Annotated in this window: 16 protein-coding genes; 11 read left to right on the forward strand and 5 right to left on the reverse strand. The window is 45.8% G+C overall.

Annotation, left to right across the window (positions count from 1 at the left end):
* Window positions 1–98 precede the first annotated feature (98 nt).
* Complete coding sequence (locus GTH32_RS06905; protein ID WP_163084518.1) at window positions 99–494, forward strand: hypothetical protein; 396 nt, start codon at window positions 99–101, stop codon at window positions 492–494.
* Here GTH32_RS06905 and GTH32_RS06910 read toward each other — a convergent pair.
* Window positions 487–1,455 (reverse strand): calcium/sodium antiporter, encoded by a 969-nt coding sequence (locus tag GTH32_RS06910; protein ID WP_163084519.1) that lies wholly within the window; start codon window positions 1,453–1,455, stop codon window positions 487–489. The two genes, GTH32_RS06905 and GTH32_RS06910, sit on opposite strands and share 8 nt — an antisense overlap.
* 201 nt (window positions 1,456–1,656) lie before the next feature.
* Here GTH32_RS06910 and GTH32_RS06915 point away from each other — a divergent pair, with 201 nt between their 5' ends.
* Both GTH32_RS06915 and GTH32_RS06920 read left to right on the forward strand, forming a co-directional pair.
* Window positions 1,657–3,141, forward strand: a complete 1,485-nt coding sequence (locus tag GTH32_RS06915; RefSeq protein ID WP_163084520.1) for a RimK family protein — start codon at window positions 1,657–1,659, stop codon at window positions 3,139–3,141.
* Complete coding sequence (locus GTH32_RS06920; protein WP_163084521.1) at window positions 3,138–3,728, forward strand: GNAT family N-acetyltransferase; 591 nt, start codon at window positions 3,138–3,140, stop codon at window positions 3,726–3,728. Before GTH32_RS06915 ends, GTH32_RS06920 begins: the two co-directional genes overlap by 4 nt.
* Window positions 3,729–3,837: 109 nt before the next feature.
* Here GTH32_RS06920 and GTH32_RS06925 read toward each other — a convergent pair whose 3' ends face one another.
* The 3 genes from GTH32_RS06925 to bioA form a co-directional block, all read right to left on the reverse strand.
* A complete protein-coding gene (locus GTH32_RS06925; protein ID WP_163084522.1) occupies window positions 3,838–4,113 on the reverse strand; it encodes a hypothetical protein in 276 nt (91 codons plus the stop codon).
* Between the two features lie 182 nt (window positions 4,114–4,295).
* Window positions 4,296–4,811 carry a DUF2937 family protein gene (locus GTH32_RS06930; protein ID WP_163084523.1) on the reverse strand — a complete coding sequence of 172 codons (516 nt, stop codon included), beginning with the start codon at window positions 4,809–4,811 and terminating at the stop codon, window positions 4,296–4,298.
* Window positions 4,812–4,955: 144 nt separating this feature from the next.
* The gene (gene bioA / locus GTH32_RS06935) at window positions 4,956–6,230 is read right to left on the reverse strand and encodes an adenosylmethionine--8-amino-7-oxononanoate transaminase (protein WP_425482363.1); all 1,275 of its coding nucleotides are present in this window, start codon (window positions 6,228–6,230) and stop codon (window positions 4,956–4,958) included.
* A gap of 98 nt (window positions 6,231–6,328) precedes the next feature.
* On the opposite strand from bioA, the gene bioB reads away from it, so the two are divergent.
* The 4 genes from bioB to bioD are packed head-to-tail and all read left to right on the forward strand — an operon-like array spanning window position 6,329 to window position 10,135.
* On the forward strand, window positions 6,329–7,438 hold the full coding sequence (gene bioB / locus GTH32_RS06940; protein ID WP_163084525.1) for a biotin synthase BioB: 1,110 nt from the start codon (window positions 6,329–6,331) through the stop codon (window positions 7,436–7,438).
* A complete protein-coding gene (bioF, locus tag GTH32_RS06945) occupies window positions 7,438–8,637 on the forward strand; it encodes an 8-amino-7-oxononanoate synthase (protein WP_163084526.1) in 1,200 nt (399 codons plus the stop codon). Before bioB ends, bioF begins: the two co-directional genes overlap by 1 nt.
* Window positions 8,634–9,467 carry a methyltransferase domain-containing protein gene (locus GTH32_RS06950; RefSeq protein ID WP_163084527.1) on the forward strand — a complete coding sequence of 278 codons (834 nt, stop codon included), beginning with the start codon at window positions 8,634–8,636 and terminating at the stop codon, window positions 9,465–9,467. The genes bioF and GTH32_RS06950 overlap by 4 nt, the downstream gene beginning before the upstream one ends.
* A complete protein-coding gene (gene bioD / locus GTH32_RS06955; protein ID WP_163084528.1) occupies window positions 9,464–10,135 on the forward strand; it encodes a dethiobiotin synthase in 672 nt (223 codons plus the stop codon). Before GTH32_RS06950 ends, bioD begins: the two co-directional genes overlap by 4 nt.
* Here bioD and pepE read toward each other — a convergent pair.
* On the reverse strand, window positions 10,106–10,828 hold the full coding sequence (gene pepE / locus GTH32_RS06960; protein WP_163084529.1) for a dipeptidase PepE: 723 nt from the start codon (window positions 10,826–10,828) through the stop codon (window positions 10,106–10,108). The genes bioD and pepE overlap by 30 nt on opposite strands.
* Before the next feature lie 93 nt (window positions 10,829–10,921).
* Between pepE and GTH32_RS06965 the strand changes: the two genes are divergently transcribed.
* From GTH32_RS06965 to GTH32_RS06980, 4 genes are all read left to right on the forward strand, one after another.
* Window positions 10,922–11,389 carry a low molecular weight protein-tyrosine-phosphatase gene (locus tag GTH32_RS06965; protein ID WP_163084530.1) on the forward strand — a complete coding sequence of 156 codons (468 nt, stop codon included), beginning with the start codon at window positions 10,922–10,924 and terminating at the stop codon, window positions 11,387–11,389.
* A gap of 3 nt (window positions 11,390–11,392) precedes the next feature.
* Window positions 11,393–12,361, forward strand: coding sequence for a FecCD family ABC transporter permease (locus GTH32_RS06970; RefSeq protein ID WP_163084531.1), 969 nt, complete (start codon window positions 11,393–11,395; stop codon window positions 12,359–12,361).
* Window positions 12,358–13,119 (forward strand): ABC transporter ATP-binding protein, encoded by a 762-nt coding sequence (locus GTH32_RS06975; protein ID WP_163084532.1) that lies wholly within the window; start codon window positions 12,358–12,360, stop codon window positions 13,117–13,119. Before GTH32_RS06970 ends, GTH32_RS06975 begins: the two co-directional genes overlap by 4 nt.
* A 72-nt stretch (window positions 13,120–13,191) precedes the next feature.
* Window positions 13,192–14,535 carry a class II 3-deoxy-7-phosphoheptulonate synthase gene (locus tag GTH32_RS06980; protein ID WP_163084533.1) on the forward strand — a complete coding sequence of 448 codons (1,344 nt, stop codon included), beginning with the start codon at window positions 13,192–13,194 and terminating at the stop codon, window positions 14,533–14,535.
* Window positions 14,536–14,558 lie beyond the last annotated feature (23 nt).

Consider the following 14,558-nt stretch of genomic DNA (forward strand, 5'->3'; position numbering starts at 1 on the left):
TGCATGGCCATGCATAAGCTTTAAATGGTGGAAAGCGCAAGTTAACAGCACGCTAGTATACTTAACCTAAAGATGGATACCAGAGAACAGAGTGACAAATGGGAAATAAAAATGTTTCACCGTCCTTTAAAGAGCGGCGAGTAAAGCCCAGAACAAAGACAGCGTTGTACCGTCTGATGTTAATTCTAAATGCAGTGGGCTGGTTTTCACTGGTGGTTGCGTTGGTACTGTTTCACTACGCTCGACCCGATTTTATTAGTGGCGTGCAGCGCTATTGGGGAATAGAAGGTGATAACACTTGGGCACCTGAATATGTTAAAGCATTGTTTATGGTGTTGCAGTTGGCATTGGGGCTGGCTTTGGTGAGTATGGTTATTCACGCCCGCCGCAACCGGCGACGGGGCGATAATATGGCCACCAATTTATTTGTGTTGGTAGCCATCTCAACCATTTGTTTGGTAACGCTGGTGACAACCTTTGATATCTTTAAATAAAGGCGACGGTAATTAGCCAGTACGTATAGCCAATATAGGCAGCTAAAAACGCAGCGCCTTCCAACCGGTTTAGGCGGCCTTGGCGCTTGATACCAATACAAAATACAAACAAGGCTACAGTGGCGGCTATCATTACTAGCACGTCACGATATAAGAAGTCAGCACTTACCGACATAGGTTGTAGGGTACCGGCAATGCCAACAACGGCTAATGTGTTGAACATATTTGAGCCAATAACGTTCCCTATGGCAAGGTCGTGCTCGCCTTTTTTCACGGCAATTAACGAGGATGCTAATTCAGGTAGTGAGGTGCCAATAGCTAGCACGGTAAGGCCAATAATAGTGTCGCTTACGCCAAAGAAGGTGGCTACTTCAACCGATCCCCATACCAACATACGTGAACTTGCCACCAATAATAGCAGCCCAGATATAAGCCAAATAAGATGGGTTTTTACTGTACCCTCAGTGGCATTGATTTCTTCGCTATATTCGTCGGCCAACACGTCTTTATCGCCTTTCATGCCGTGCCAAATACTCCATGAGAGAAGCAACACAAATAAACCAAGCAAGGAAAAGGCGTCGTCTTTAGATACGGTGCCATCTAACACCTGCCAAACGGCGAAAAAGGTAATACCGAGTAAAACGGGAAGCTCTTTTTTGACTATGTTAGAGCGAACTGCAATAGGGCTTATCAATGCAGTTAGCCCTAATATGAGCATAATATTGGCGATGTTAGAGCCATAGGCGTTACCTAGCGCTATTCCTGAATTGCCATTTATAGCGGCGAAAATGGAAACGACTATTTCTGGCGCCGACGTACCAAAACCAATGATCAGCATACCTATCAATAGTGGCGAGACACCAAAGTGATTGGCGATAGATGCTGCGCCACCGACGAATTTTCCTGCACTCCATAACAATACAGGTAACCCTATAGCAATGGCCAAACCGGCTAGTAACATATTTTCTCCTACGTCAAAGTCGCGCTATTTTTTGCATCATTTTTTGTTGTCTTAACGATGAAAAAAAGCCGTTCTGAATACGCTGTGCATTTATCGTTTTAAGCGTAAACTGCGTGCCATAAATATCTGTTGGATAACTGTTTAGTCGTTAATATTAACGCTAAACAACTGTATTGTAACTTAATTTTTAGAAGCTAATTAATGCATAACACCCTTATTGTCGCCGACGACGTTAATCTCTTTGACGGTAGCACGCTTAAAGTGGTTACGTTTAACGACTATCTCGCCGACTTTCCAAAAGCTAATGAAAGTAAGGTGCGTGTCATCAACCTATGCGATACCAGTCGCTACTTAGGTGAAGGCTACTATTGCTCTTTGTTAGCCCAAGCACGTAATCACATGGTGTTACCAGCGGTCAGTACCATCAACGATTTACGCTTAGCGGAAGCAAGGCACGTGGATCGCATTCCGTTCGCGTTTAGTGCGCCGACCAAAGACACTGAATTACCCTCGGTGCCTATTTTAGTACTTTTTGGCGCAACGAAAGATCAGCGTTTTAAGCGCTTGGCGCGCCAAGCGTTTGAAAAATACCCATGTCCCATTTTATTACTCACGCTACAACGTGATACTGCTATTGCTAAAAATGATGCACACAAAAACAGCCTCACTGGGGTGGCAGAAGTGCAGAGTCGGGCATTTTCGCAACTTGATGCAATGCAGCAAGGCCTGTGTATTGATGCCCTTCACGATTACACACAAAAACAATGGAAAGCGTTTAAGGCGACCAAACGTTCCCGTTGGGATATGGCCATTTTAGTGAATTCGCAAGAAGACACCCCGCCCAGTAATAGTAGGGCGCTGCGGCACTTTGTTAAAGCTGCCGAAAAATTGGGGTTTCGTGCCAACGTGGTTGAAAAATTAAGCCCGGAAGAGCTTGTTCAATATGACGCGCTTTTTATTCGAGAAACCACGGCTATCGATCACCATACCTATAGGCTAGCGCGGGCAGCAGAACAAGAAGGCATAGTAGTTATGGATGATACCCAGTCTATATTACGTTGCTGTAATAAGGTGTTTTTGCAAGATGCCTTTACGTATCAAAAGGTACCTGCGCCTAAATCTGCATTTGTTTCTCACATAAATGATGAGGTGTGTGACACGTTAATCAGCCAGTTTGGCCTCCCCATGGTGTTAAAGTTACCAGAAAGCTCGTTTTCCCGTGGTGTGCACAAAGCGCAAAGTCGAGAGGAACTAAAGCAGAAGCTAATTAGCATGTTGCATGAATCGGCGTTGGTATTAGTACAAGAATATATATTCACTGAATTCGATTGGCGTATTGGCATTTTAGGGGGAAAACCTATTTACGCATGTAAGTACTTTATGGCGCGAAACCATTGGCAAATATATCATCACCAGGGCGAGCGTTTTTCCTCAGGCGGCTTTACGACTCTGCCCACATTTGAGGTGCCAAAAGTGGTGTTACAGGCAGCAATAAAGGCAGCAAAAGTGGTGGGTAACGGGTTATATGGGGTCGATATCAAGCACACAGGCAATAAAGTGTATGTTATTGAAGTTAACGATAACCCCAGTATTGATGGGGGCGTGGAAGACAAGTATTTAGGCAGCGTCCTGTACGAGATAATAATGCAGGAATTCGCTAGCAGGTTGGAGCAACGAGGCCGATGAAAGGTGATATTAAACCCAGCACCGCGGCAGAACCCCGTGGTGAAAGTAGGGTAACTGGTGTACAAGCGCATGCGGCATCCATCGTGGTGCGAAACGCTGAGCTTGGCGATATTAGTTCGTTGTTAAACCTAGAAGCCCTGTGTTTTCAAACCGACCGTTTATCTGCACGTAGCTTTAAGCATCATATACGCAGCGAACACGCTGAACTAGTGATCGCAGAGTCAGCGGTCACTAACAAGAAAAGTCAGATAGGCCAGACTCCTGAAATCTTAGGTTATGCGTTGCTATTGCTTCGACGCGGTACCCAACTAACCCGCTTATATTCCATCGCGGTATCACCACAAGCGAGAGGTAAAGGGGTGGCGGCAGAGTTAATTCGTTGGCTAGAAGAGGTGGCAAAAACGCGGGGAAAGCCCTTTATGCGCCTAGAAGTGTCTAGCAATAACCAAGGGGCGATCGCGCTTTATAAAAAGCTTGGTTTTGTCATCTTTGGTATGTACGACAACTACTATGATGACCAAAGTGATGCTATACGCATGCAGAAGCGACTTTTGTCAGGTAAGCCTGTTATGGAAAGCGCAAAGTAAGTGCGTTGGTAAAAATAAGCAAATAACCCAGTTGCGCGGCGCCACCCGTTATTGTAATGGCGGGTAGGCACCTGCCGCTAAATAAATCCCATGCGCTAGCGCACAGTAATTAATGCGGTATTTGTGCAACACTTACTTCTTTGTTAAGCGTATCTAGACGGTCAAGAATTCGTGATAATTCAGGCTCTGACGCTGAAAACCCTGTCTGTTTAACCAAGCTTTGCCCTTCATGTATTGCATTAGCATCGCTATCTAGACACGCAGTCTTTGCGTCTAATGAATTCCATTCACCTTGAAGGTCTGAGGGGATACGGTGGCGTTTTGCGTTAATTTTGTCTTTAATTTGCAACACTTTCCCAATTAAAAGTTGTTTATCTGACTGCATATTACTATCTCCTAAAACTTAACTTACTGATAACCTATATATTTTTCCGCTAATGTGACGGAAGTATTAAGGTGCGTTAAAAGAGAGGTTGCATGATCAATGCCAGCTTATGCACTGATTTTTCAGATAAGCGAATGCGCCTGCGACTAAGCGATTCATGTTTGCGATTAAGGTAAACAAGACTACGCGGGGTGATGCTGTCTTCTTCGTAATTTTCGTATTCCACAGTAACAAAAGTATGGGCTCCACAAAAATACATTAACCAAGATGGCTGTGAGTAGGCTAAAGGCTAAACTGGCCGGCGTGAGGGGGATAGCGGGTTTAAAGTTGGTAACCACGCGGGCTAAAGTATCGGTGCGCGTAGGGGTGAACATGTAGCCTAATTTTTCAAAATAGTGGCCATAGGTAAGTGTTCGAATTCCCGCTTCAATATCAATAAGCTCTTCGAACATGGCCGCTTTTCGCTTAGCATCTTCACGTACTACAGGCTCACTGTTCTGCGCCAGTGATTCTAGTAACGCACTCGCCGATACATACCCGTGACGTTGCGCCATTGCGGCTATTGCATTTACCTCGTCGCGGGTAGCGTCATAATAACCAGTTAAGTACTGACGGTAATGATCGGCTAAAATAGGGACTTGTAAGGCCGCAATAAAAAGCAATGCAAAAACAAATTTGTCAAACAATCGAACAATCATGTTACACCCATTCGAACCTTATGCACGCCCCTATTATAGTCGCAAAAAATGCGATATCGACGCAGCGATTTATTGGTCTTTCCGTATATTTTTTGCTGTTCTTACCAGGCTACACTCAATAATAGATTAACCCAGTAAGGCCCGCTAACCCTGCTTTTGTAAGTAACTGAAGATAGCGTGGGTAAGTGCAGACAATTGTGTGGCGCTAATAATGTAAGGAGGCATAATATATACCAGTTTTCCAAAGGGTCTTATCCATACGCCATGGCGAACAAAGTGGCGCTGAATTTCTGCTACGTTCACCGGTGCACGGGTTTCAACTACACCAATGGCACCGAGTACGCGAACATCTGCTACCACAGCTAATGAGGCACATTTTTCCAGTTCGCTCTGTAATTGTTGCTCAATAGCCTGTACTTGCGTTTGCCAATGGTTTTGATTAATGAGTGATAAACTAGCGTTTGCCACCGCGCAAGCAAGAGGATTGCCCATATAGGTAGGGCCATGCATAAATACGCCAGGCTCGCCTTGACACACGCCCAATGCAACATCTTCGGTACAAAGCGTAGCGGCCATGGTCATATAACCGCCGGTTAGTGCTTTTCCTAAACATAAAATATCAGGAGAGATATCGGCATGTTCACAGGCAAATAATTTACCTGTGCGTCCGAAGCCTGTGGCAATCTCGTCGCAGATGAGTAATACATCATAACTATCGCACAGCTGTCGACAGCGCTTTAAATACTCGGGGTGATACATACGCATGCCCCCCGCGCCTTGTACAATCGGCTCTAAAATCAACGCAGCTATTTCATGGTGATGATTTTCAAACATTTCCACCATCGGCAGAATATCGTCTTCACTAAAGGTTTGTCCGAAACGCGTTTGGGGGGCGGGCGCAAATAATTGCTTACTTAGCACGTTTTCAAACAGGCTATGCATCCCATTTATCGGATCGCACACCGACATAGCGGCAAAGGTATCGCCGTGATAGCCATTGCGCGGTGCGACAATACGAGATTTTTCGCTACGCCCCTGGCAGGCCCAGTATTGAATAGCCATTTTAATCGCTACTTCTACTGCCACAGAGCCTGAGTCTGCTAAAAATACCCGAGATAATCCATCTGGCACCATATCTAGCAACGTACGACAGACATTGATAGCGGGCTGGTGGGTGATGCCGCCAAACATGACATGTGAGAACGCATCTACCTGATCGTGCGCTGCTTTATTCAGGGTGGGGTGATTGTAGCCATGAATGGCAGCCCACCAACTCGACATGCCATCGACAAGTTCTTCACCACTGGCAAGCGTAAGCTTAGCACCCTTCGCCCCTGTCACTTCATAGCAAGGCAAGGCGTTAACAGAGGATGTATAAGGGTGCCAAATATGCTGCTTATCAAATTCTATATTGTTCAAAATATAACCGTTAGTAAATGTTATGAAATGGTCAGAGTTGACAACTTTGTGTTGGGGCATAGACTAAGCCAGCATTTAACATTAGTAAAGGACAGTCAATGACAACGGCTTTTGCGTCTCACGCGCACAATAATACAATTCGCCAAGACTGGAGCAAGGCCGAAGTAGAGGCCCTCTATGCACTACCGTTTAACGATTTATTGTTTAAGGCGCAGGTAATTCACCGCGAACACTTCAACCCCAATGAAGTACAAGTGAGTACTTTGTTATCAATAAAAACAGGTGCCTGTCCAGAAGATTGCAAATACTGCCCACAAAGCGCGCGTTATGATACTGGTCTTGAAAAAGAACGTTTGCTTGAAATCGAAAAAGTAATTGAGCGTGCGAAAGAGGCTAAGCACGCTGGTTCAACGCGGTTTTGTATGGGGGCTGCTTGGCGCAACCCGCGGGATCGTGATATGCCGTATATTGTGAAAATGGTAGAAGAAGTTAAACAACTCGGCTTAGAAACCTGCATGACGCTGGGTATGCTAACCCGAGATCAAGCGGTAGCATTAAAACAAGCAGGGTTAGACTATTACAATCATAATTTAGATACATCGCCTGAATATTATGGCGACATTATCACCACCCGTACGTATGCAGATAGGTTAGATACACTTGAAAATGTGCGAGCCGCGGGCATGAATGTATGCTCGGGTGGAATTGTAGGAATGGGCGAAACTGTCAGCGATAGGGCCAGTATGTTGGTGCAGCTCGCTAACTTACCCGAACAGCCGCAAAGTGTGCCCATCAACATGTTGGTTAAGGTCAAAGGTACGCCTCTTGACAGTGTAGAAGACCTCGATTATTTCGAGTTTATTCGCACCATTGCCGTGGCGCGAATAATGATGCCGAAATCGCATGTTCGTTTGTCTGCGGGACGCGAGGCGATGAATGAGCAAATGCAAGCGTTATGCTTTATGGCAGGCGCCAACTCAATATTCTATGGTTGTAAACTACTTACAACATCAAACCCTGATACCCATGAAGATGTGCTGCTATTTAAGAAGTTAGGTATTAATACCGAGCGTACGAGAGATTTCTCTGACGCCGCGCATCAACAAGTATTAGAAGAAGAGATTGCGCAACACAAAGCGGGTGGCAGCAATGAATTGTTTTATGACGCCACCAAGGTGCGCACCAATAACGCAACATCGGAGGTGTAATGTCATTTCAGTGGCTAGGGCCCGTACTACAACAGCGTAGTGAACAGGGGTATTTGCGTCAGCGCCAATGTCAGCAGTATGAAAAAGATAACATCATCTGCATTAACGATGCGCATTACTTAAATTTCGCCAGTAATGACTATCTAGGTATGCGTCACCACGAAGGTGTATTGCAAAACTGGGTAGAAGGGCTAGCACAGTTCGGTGCTGGTAGTGGCGGGTCTCCTTTAGTCACTGGCCATACTCAAGCCCATCTAGCGTTAGAGTCTTATATAGCTGAAGGGTTAAATCGCGAAGCCGCTTTGCTGTTTAATTCAGGTTTTGCTGCTAACCAAGCAATATGTATGGCATTAGCAGGTAATAAAACCGCAAATGTGAGTATGTTTACCGATAAACTTATGCATGCTTCATTCTTAGAAGCAGCCATGATAAGCGATGCAAACGTCAGACGATTTGCTCACAACGATATGCAGCACCTTGCTACCTTATTGAACAAAGAGAGCGCTGAAGACAAACTTATCGTGACGGAAGGCGTATTCAGTATGGACGGAGATAGCGCCCCCATTGATGAGATAATCTCGCTGGCCCACAATAATAATGCGTGGTTAATGCTAGATGATGCACACGGCATGGGGGTGTTGGGAGAGAGAGGGTTAGGCACAACAGAGTCACTTTCCCTATCTCAGCAACAGGTGCCTGTGGTTATGGGTACCTTTGGCAAAGCAATAGGCACCGCGGGGGCGTTTATCGCTGGTAGTCAAGATTTAATCGATTATTTGATAAATTTTGCAAAACACTACATTTATTCCACCGCGATGCCACCGGCCCAAGCGATAGCAACCTTATATTCGCTAACCTATCTCGCGTCAGATAATAGCAGACAACGGCAATTACACGACAATATAGCGTATTTTCGCCACCGCTTTGTTACCCAATTTAGCCCGAATAAAGGGCGAGACGTGTTACTACTTAAGCCAAGTACGAGCGCCATACAGCCTATTATTGTAGGGTCGCCACAGCGCGCGATGGCGCTAAGTGATGGCCTAAAAGAACGAGGTATTTGGGTTCCGGCGATTCGTTATCCCAGCGTACCTAAAGGTGAAGATAGGCTTCGAATAACCCTAAGTGCAACCCATAGTAAACAGGATGTCGATGTACTAATTGATGCATTAACCCTAGCATACGAGGCGTTACTGTGAATGCGATTTTACCAATACCTTCGCCGAGTGAAAAAAAACGCGATTGTGATGCCGGTGACATGTCGCATACACAAAAAGTTGCCTGTACATTTAGTAAGGCTGCTTGCCAATACGACAACGAAGCGCGTATTCAAAAGGTAATTGCCGCCAAGGCAATGGCATTTTTGCCGTTATCTTTACCGGGCAAAGGCCTTGATGTGGGGTGTGGTACAGGGCTACATACTGCGCACTTACACCGCCGAGGCTTTCAAGTACAAGGGGTGGATATTGCAAAAGGTATGGTGCGTTATGCCCAAGACAACTATCCGCATATAAGTTTTTTACACGGGTGTGCGCAACAGCTGCCATTGCCTAGTATGTCTGTCGATTGGATATTTTCTTCCATGGCACTGCAGTGGTGTTCAGCGCCGTGCGAGGTGGCAAAAGAGCTTTATCGTGTAATGAAACCGGGCAGCATTGCCGAGCTTAGTATTATGGTAGCCGGTTCATTTGAAGAGCTTCATAACGCGAGAGCGGCTGCAGGCTTATCTCCTGCACTGACGACCATGGCAACCTACACGCAATGGCTTAGCGCCTTTCTTCACATCGGCTTTACAGTAAACCGCTTAATTACTAACGTCTATGTAGATAGACACCCGCACGTAATGGGGGTGCTGCGCTCCATTAAAAACGTGGGAGCAGGGGTTACCCATAGCCATCAGCAAAGCTTAAATAAACGGGATATTGCTGCGTTAGATATGGCCTATCGTAACCTTATGGGCGAACAGCAATGTGAACTTGGGCTGCCTTTGTCTTATTTGGTCAGCCATTTTAGATTAGAGAAGCGATGAAACAGTACTTTATCACCGGCACCGACACGGAAGTGGGAAAAACCTATGTGACCCGTTTATTATTAGAAGGGGCCACTGCGCTTGGGAAAACGAATGTGGGTTATAAACCCATAGCGGCGGGCTGCGAAAATGTTAATGGTGTTTGGGTTAATGAGGATGCTAGTGCTATACAACAAGCAAGTGGCATAGCCGTACCCATTAATGAAATAAACCCTATTCGGCTAATTCCCGCCATTGCACCCCATATTGCTGCGGCGGAGGCCGATATTGAGCTGAGTGGCAAAGTCATAACGAAGGGGCTGGAAACGTTACAGCATTATGAACCGGAATTATTGCTTATGGAAGGAGCGGGGGGATGGCGACTGCCGTTAGGCCAAGGGGTGTTTTTACCGGATATAATCTCGTCGTTAAACATGGAGGTGATAATGGTGGTAGGAATGAAACTAGGGTGCTTGAACCATGCGTTTTTAACTGCTGAGGCGATAATACGCGATGGATTAACACTAAAAGGTTGGGTGGCAAATGATATTAGCGGAGATATGGCCCGCTATAACGAAAACTTAGCCACCCTAAAACGGGAATTGCCCGCGCCTTTATTACTAGAAGTGCCCTACAACCGGGTACCTCATCAACACCTTTTATTCACCGCTATCGAGCAACTCAGTTAAATCGTCGTTGGGCCCTATGGCGGTTTTTGTTTCACCTTTAAAAATAAAGCCGCCTTTGTCACCTATCAACGATAGTGTTTTATTGCTAAACACTAAAGCGGTACCTTCTCGTATACCCACCACAGGAAGGGTTGGGTTTAAGGTTGTGAACTCCGCAAGTCGTTGATCACGGGTTTCGCCATTGTGCCCTGGCGGATGAAAATCTGTGTAGTGCGGGTTAATTTGAAACGGCACTATTTCAAGGGCGTCAAAACTTGGCGGTTCAATAATTGGCATATCGTTGGTTGTACGAATACTCTGCCCGCAAATATTTGACCCTGCGCTCCATCCAATATAGGCCGCACCATCAGCGATAGCGTGCTTAAGCGGTACAGTTAACGCCTGACGATACAACGTATGCAAAAGGTGAAAAGTATTGCCGCCACCAACAACAATCGCTTGGTTATTCTCTTTAGCATGGCGAATAGCAGAGGCAGGATCATCAAGGGTGTGCAAACCAATGAGCGTACATTCAGGCAGTGCTTTTGCTACAGCCTCGACATAATTATCATAACTTTGGGTAACAGCAGCGAAGGGAACGAACAGGAGTTCGCGAATATCCCCTAAGTGTGCAAGAATATGCGCTCTAGCGTGTGCTAGATAGGCTTCGTCACCTTCACGTGAACTACTTAACATTAATACATGTGCGGTCATAACAGCTCCACATTTTTCCGAGCGGCCATCATACGTGAAACTAACCATAAAGTTTAGTCACAGACCGTCTATAGCATTAAAAAGGAATTCAACATGAGCGAAAAGACATCGTTGTTGTTTGTATGTCTAGGTAATATTTGCCGCTCCCCAACCGCAGAAGCGGTGTTCATTCGAAAAGCTGCTGATGCCGGCCTTGATCTCATTATCGACTCTGCTGGCACCCATGGCTATCACATTGGTAAAGCGCCCGACAAACGATCGCAATCGGCGGGAACAGCGAGAGGTTATAGCTTTAAAGGTCTTAAATGCCGTCGTGTAGATGAAAGTGACTTTGAAAAATTTGACTACATTTTGGCAATGGATAAAAGCAATCTCGATAACTTGCATAAAATATGTCCTAGCGAGTATCAGCACAAAATTCACTTATTTTTGGCGTTAGCTGGTGCTGACGAAGAAGAAGTACCAGACCCTTACTATGGCGGGAAAGGGGGCTTTGAGTTGGTGTTGGATCTTATTGAAGACGCTGCCGATGGGCTTATTGAACACCTTAAACTAGGTTAGTAGATGGCCGGTAAATCAGCACACAAATCTGCGTTTTTACTCGCCTTTAGTGTAAGCGCTGTTTTAGTATTGGCAGTGCTTGCACGGGTGTGGCTACAAGATACTCCCTTGTCATTAAAACAGCATATTACGCTGGCACTACAGATACCCTTGGTGCTAACTGCGGTGCTCGTGGGGGCTGTACTAGCGGTGAGCGGCGCCACCTTACAGGTAGTGTTGCGAAATCCCCTCGCAGACCCCGGCATAGTAGGGATCACGAGTGGAGCTAGTTTAGTGGCTGCAGTGTTATTGCTCATTACCCCAGATTGGGCGAAAGGGTATCTACACTATATATTACCCCTAGGCTGTTTTATTGGCGCGCTTACGACCACGTTTGTCATCTATCGGTTGGCGCGCACCCTGCTAGGTTCTGCAACTGCGGTAATTTTGTCTGGCATTGCTATTTCTACCCTAAGTGGCGCAATTATTGGTTGGTTATACCTTTTTAGCGATGCACAATCACTGCGCAACCTAACATTTTGGCTAATGGGGAGCGTGTATCAAGCATCATGGCCCATTTTATTAGTGAGCGGCCCAATCATTGTGCTTAGCCTTGCGTATCAAATTAAACAAGCGGTGTACTTCAACCGCTTATATGCTGGCGATATAGCCGCGCTAAGCAGCGGCGTGCAGGTACAACGACTTACTGAGAAAAGTTTAATTGCTTGTGCTATTGGGGTAGGAGCCGCAGTGTCTATAGCCGGCGCGATTGCATTTGTAGGGTTACTTGTTCCCCACGTGTTACGCTTATTTTTGGGCCATGATAACCGTTTACTACTGCCTATTAGCGGTTTATGTGGGGCTAGTTTATTATTAATGGTGGTATTAGCTTCAGAATATACTGGTGCAATTACGCTTCCAGTATCAATGATTACTGCAACACTTGGTGGCCCCTTATTGGTATGGGCGTTGTTGAAGGGGCAGCTTCGATGAAAGCAACGTTCGAAGTAGATAAAGTGTCGGTATCCCATCGACTAAAAGAAGTGGATTTAACTATTCCATCTGGTCGCTGCATACATATATTAGGGCCTAATGGTGCGGGTAAATCAACGCTACTTAACACGTTAGGGGCCATAGTGCCCGCCACAGCTGGGCAGGTGCTACTCAATCAAAGGCCTATAGAAGCATGGCCATTACCCGTATTAGCAAGCTTTAGAAGCATACTCGCCCAACATTCTGAAGCGGTATTTTCCGTTTCAGTAGCCGATTATTTGTCGTTTTTTTCCCATGATGAACAAAGTATTGTGCCGACGATGCTGGAAAAGGCATTAGAAGTTGGGGGGTATTTTAGCCAATCGATAAACCGCTTATCGGGCGGTGAACGCCAGCGAGTAGAGATTTGCCGGTCTCTAATGCAGGTATGGCCGGCCATCGAACAAGGCGAAGCAGTGTTGTTGTTAGATGAACCTTTGCAGGGGTTAGATATTCGCCATCAATATGGGTTTCTGGCGTTATGCACGCGGTTGTGTGAATTGGGCAATACATTAATACTGAGTTGTCACGATATTTCTTTAAGCGCTAATTATGGCCAAGATATTATTTTTATGAAGCACGGGCAGGTTACAAGTTATGGCGCGGTAGGCGAAGTTATGACGGCGCAGAACCTGGAAAATACCTTCGATTGTCACTTTGCTGTGAAAGAACGGGACGACTTTCTAGAAATTCAAGTTTGTGCCCCTATAGTGGGCTAATTTTTGTGGTAAAATCCCCGCACTGACCGTTCGTACTTTTTCCGCCGACAACGAATCCTTAGGAGAGCCTCATTGAGTAATTGGCAAGTAGATAGCTGGAGACAAAAGCCAATCCTTCAGCAACCTGAATATGCAGATAACGCACGTCTTAAAGAAGTAGAAGACACCCTTAGTAGCTATCCACCCTTGGTTTTTGCTGCAGAAGCGCGAGAGTTAAGACGCCAATTAGGTGAAGTAAGCCTTGGAAAAGGCTTTTTACTGCAAGGGGGCGATTGCGCCGAATCGTTTGATGAGTTCAATGCACCTAAAATTCGCGATACCTTTAAGGTTATTCTGCAGATGGCGATTGTGCTTACTTTCGCAGGCCGCTGTCCGGTAACAAAAGTAGCCCGTATGGCAGGACAGTATGCTAAACCGCGTTCATCGAACTTCGAAACCATTAATGGCGTTACCTTACCTAGCTATCGTGGCGATATTATCAATAGTTTTGAGTTTACCGAAGCGGCGAGACAACCCGACCCAGATAGGTTACTTGAAGCGTATCATCGTAGTGCCTCAACGCTTAACTTGCTGCGTGCTTTTGCCCAGGGCGGTTTAGCTGATTTGCACGAAGTTAACCGTTGGAATATGGCGTTTGTTGAAAATAACCCATTAAAAGAGCGCTATCACGATATGGCGAAGCGCATTCAAGACTCACTAGAGTTTATGGATGTTATTGGCATTAATTCACAATCTAGCACTACCTTACATGAAACCTCGCTATTTACTTCGCACGAAGCTTTATTGCTTAACTACGAGCAAGCGCTAACCCGGGTAGATACGCTAACGGGTAAGCCTTATGATTGTTCGGCTCACATGGTATGGATTGGAGAACGTACGCGTCAACTTGACCACGCGCATGTTGAATTTTTCCGCGGTATTCATAACCCCATCGGTGTGAAAGTAGGGCCTAGCATGGAAGAAGATGAACTTATTCGTCTCATCGATGCGCTTAACCCGCATAACGACCCAGGGCGTTTAACTTTAATTACGCGTATGGGTGCAGATAATTTAGCGGACAACTTGCCACGGTTACTGCGCAAAGTAAAAGCAGAAGGGCGTAATGTGGTATGGAGTTCAGATCCAATGCACGGCAATACCTTCAGTGCATCTAGTGGCTATAAAACCCGTAACTTCGATGCTATCTTGCGGGAAATTAAACAGTTTTTCCAAGCCCACGAAGCCGAAGGTACGCATGCGGGTGGTATTCACTTAGAAATGACGGGCCAACACGTTACCGAGTGTACGGGGGGAGCCTATCAAATTAGTGATGATGACTTAGCACAAGCGTACAAAACTCAGTGCGATCCGCGACTAAATGCCGATCAAGTATTAGAGATGGCATTCTTAGTAGCCGATCATTTACGTAGTGCATAAAGCCCAATCTATATAAAGTACTG

It is taken from the genome of Alteromonas profundi (assembly GCF_010500865.1).
Classification (GTDB): Bacteria; Pseudomonadota; Gammaproteobacteria; order Enterobacterales; family Alteromonadaceae; genus Alteromonas; species Alteromonas profundi.

Excerpts from the sequence above, each read along its gene's own strand:
- GTH32_RS06905 (WP_163084518.1), top strand. The coding sequence starts at position 99 with ATGGGAAATAAAAATGTTTCACCGTCCTTTAAAGAGCGGCGAGTAAAG.
- GTH32_RS06910 (WP_163084519.1), bottom strand. The coding sequence starts at position 1,455 with ATGTTACTAGCCGGTTTGGCCATTGCTATAGGGTTACCTGTATTGTTA.
- GTH32_RS06915 (WP_163084520.1), top strand. The coding sequence starts at position 1,657 with ATGCATAACACCCTTATTGTCGCCGACGACGTTAATCTCTTTGACGGT.
- GTH32_RS06920 (WP_163084521.1), top strand. The coding sequence starts at position 3,138 with ATGAAAGGTGATATTAAACCCAGCACCGCGGCAGAACCCCGTGGTGAA.
- GTH32_RS06925 (WP_163084522.1), bottom strand. The coding sequence starts at position 4,113 with ATGCAGTCAGATAAACAACTTTTAATTGGGAAAGTGTTGCAAATTAAA.
- GTH32_RS06930 (WP_163084523.1), bottom strand. The coding sequence starts at position 4,811 with ATGATTGTTCGATTGTTTGACAAATTTGTTTTTGCATTGCTTTTTATT.
- bioB (WP_163084525.1), top strand. The coding sequence starts at position 6,329 with ATGACAACGGCTTTTGCGTCTCACGCGCACAATAATACAATTCGCCAA.
- bioF (WP_163084526.1), top strand. The coding sequence starts at position 7,438 with ATGTCATTTCAGTGGCTAGGGCCCGTACTACAACAGCGTAGTGAACAG.
- bioD (WP_163084528.1), top strand. The coding sequence starts at position 9,464 with ATGAAACAGTACTTTATCACCGGCACCGACACGGAAGTGGGAAAAACC.
- pepE (WP_163084529.1), bottom strand. The coding sequence starts at position 10,828 with ATGACCGCACATGTATTAATGTTAAGTAGTTCACGTGAAGGTGACGAA.
- GTH32_RS06965 (WP_163084530.1), top strand. The coding sequence starts at position 10,922 with ATGAGCGAAAAGACATCGTTGTTGTTTGTATGTCTAGGTAATATTTGC.
- GTH32_RS06970 (WP_163084531.1), top strand. The coding sequence starts at position 11,393 with ATGGCCGGTAAATCAGCACACAAATCTGCGTTTTTACTCGCCTTTAGT.
- GTH32_RS06975 (WP_163084532.1), top strand. The coding sequence starts at position 12,358 with ATGAAAGCAACGTTCGAAGTAGATAAAGTGTCGGTATCCCATCGACTA.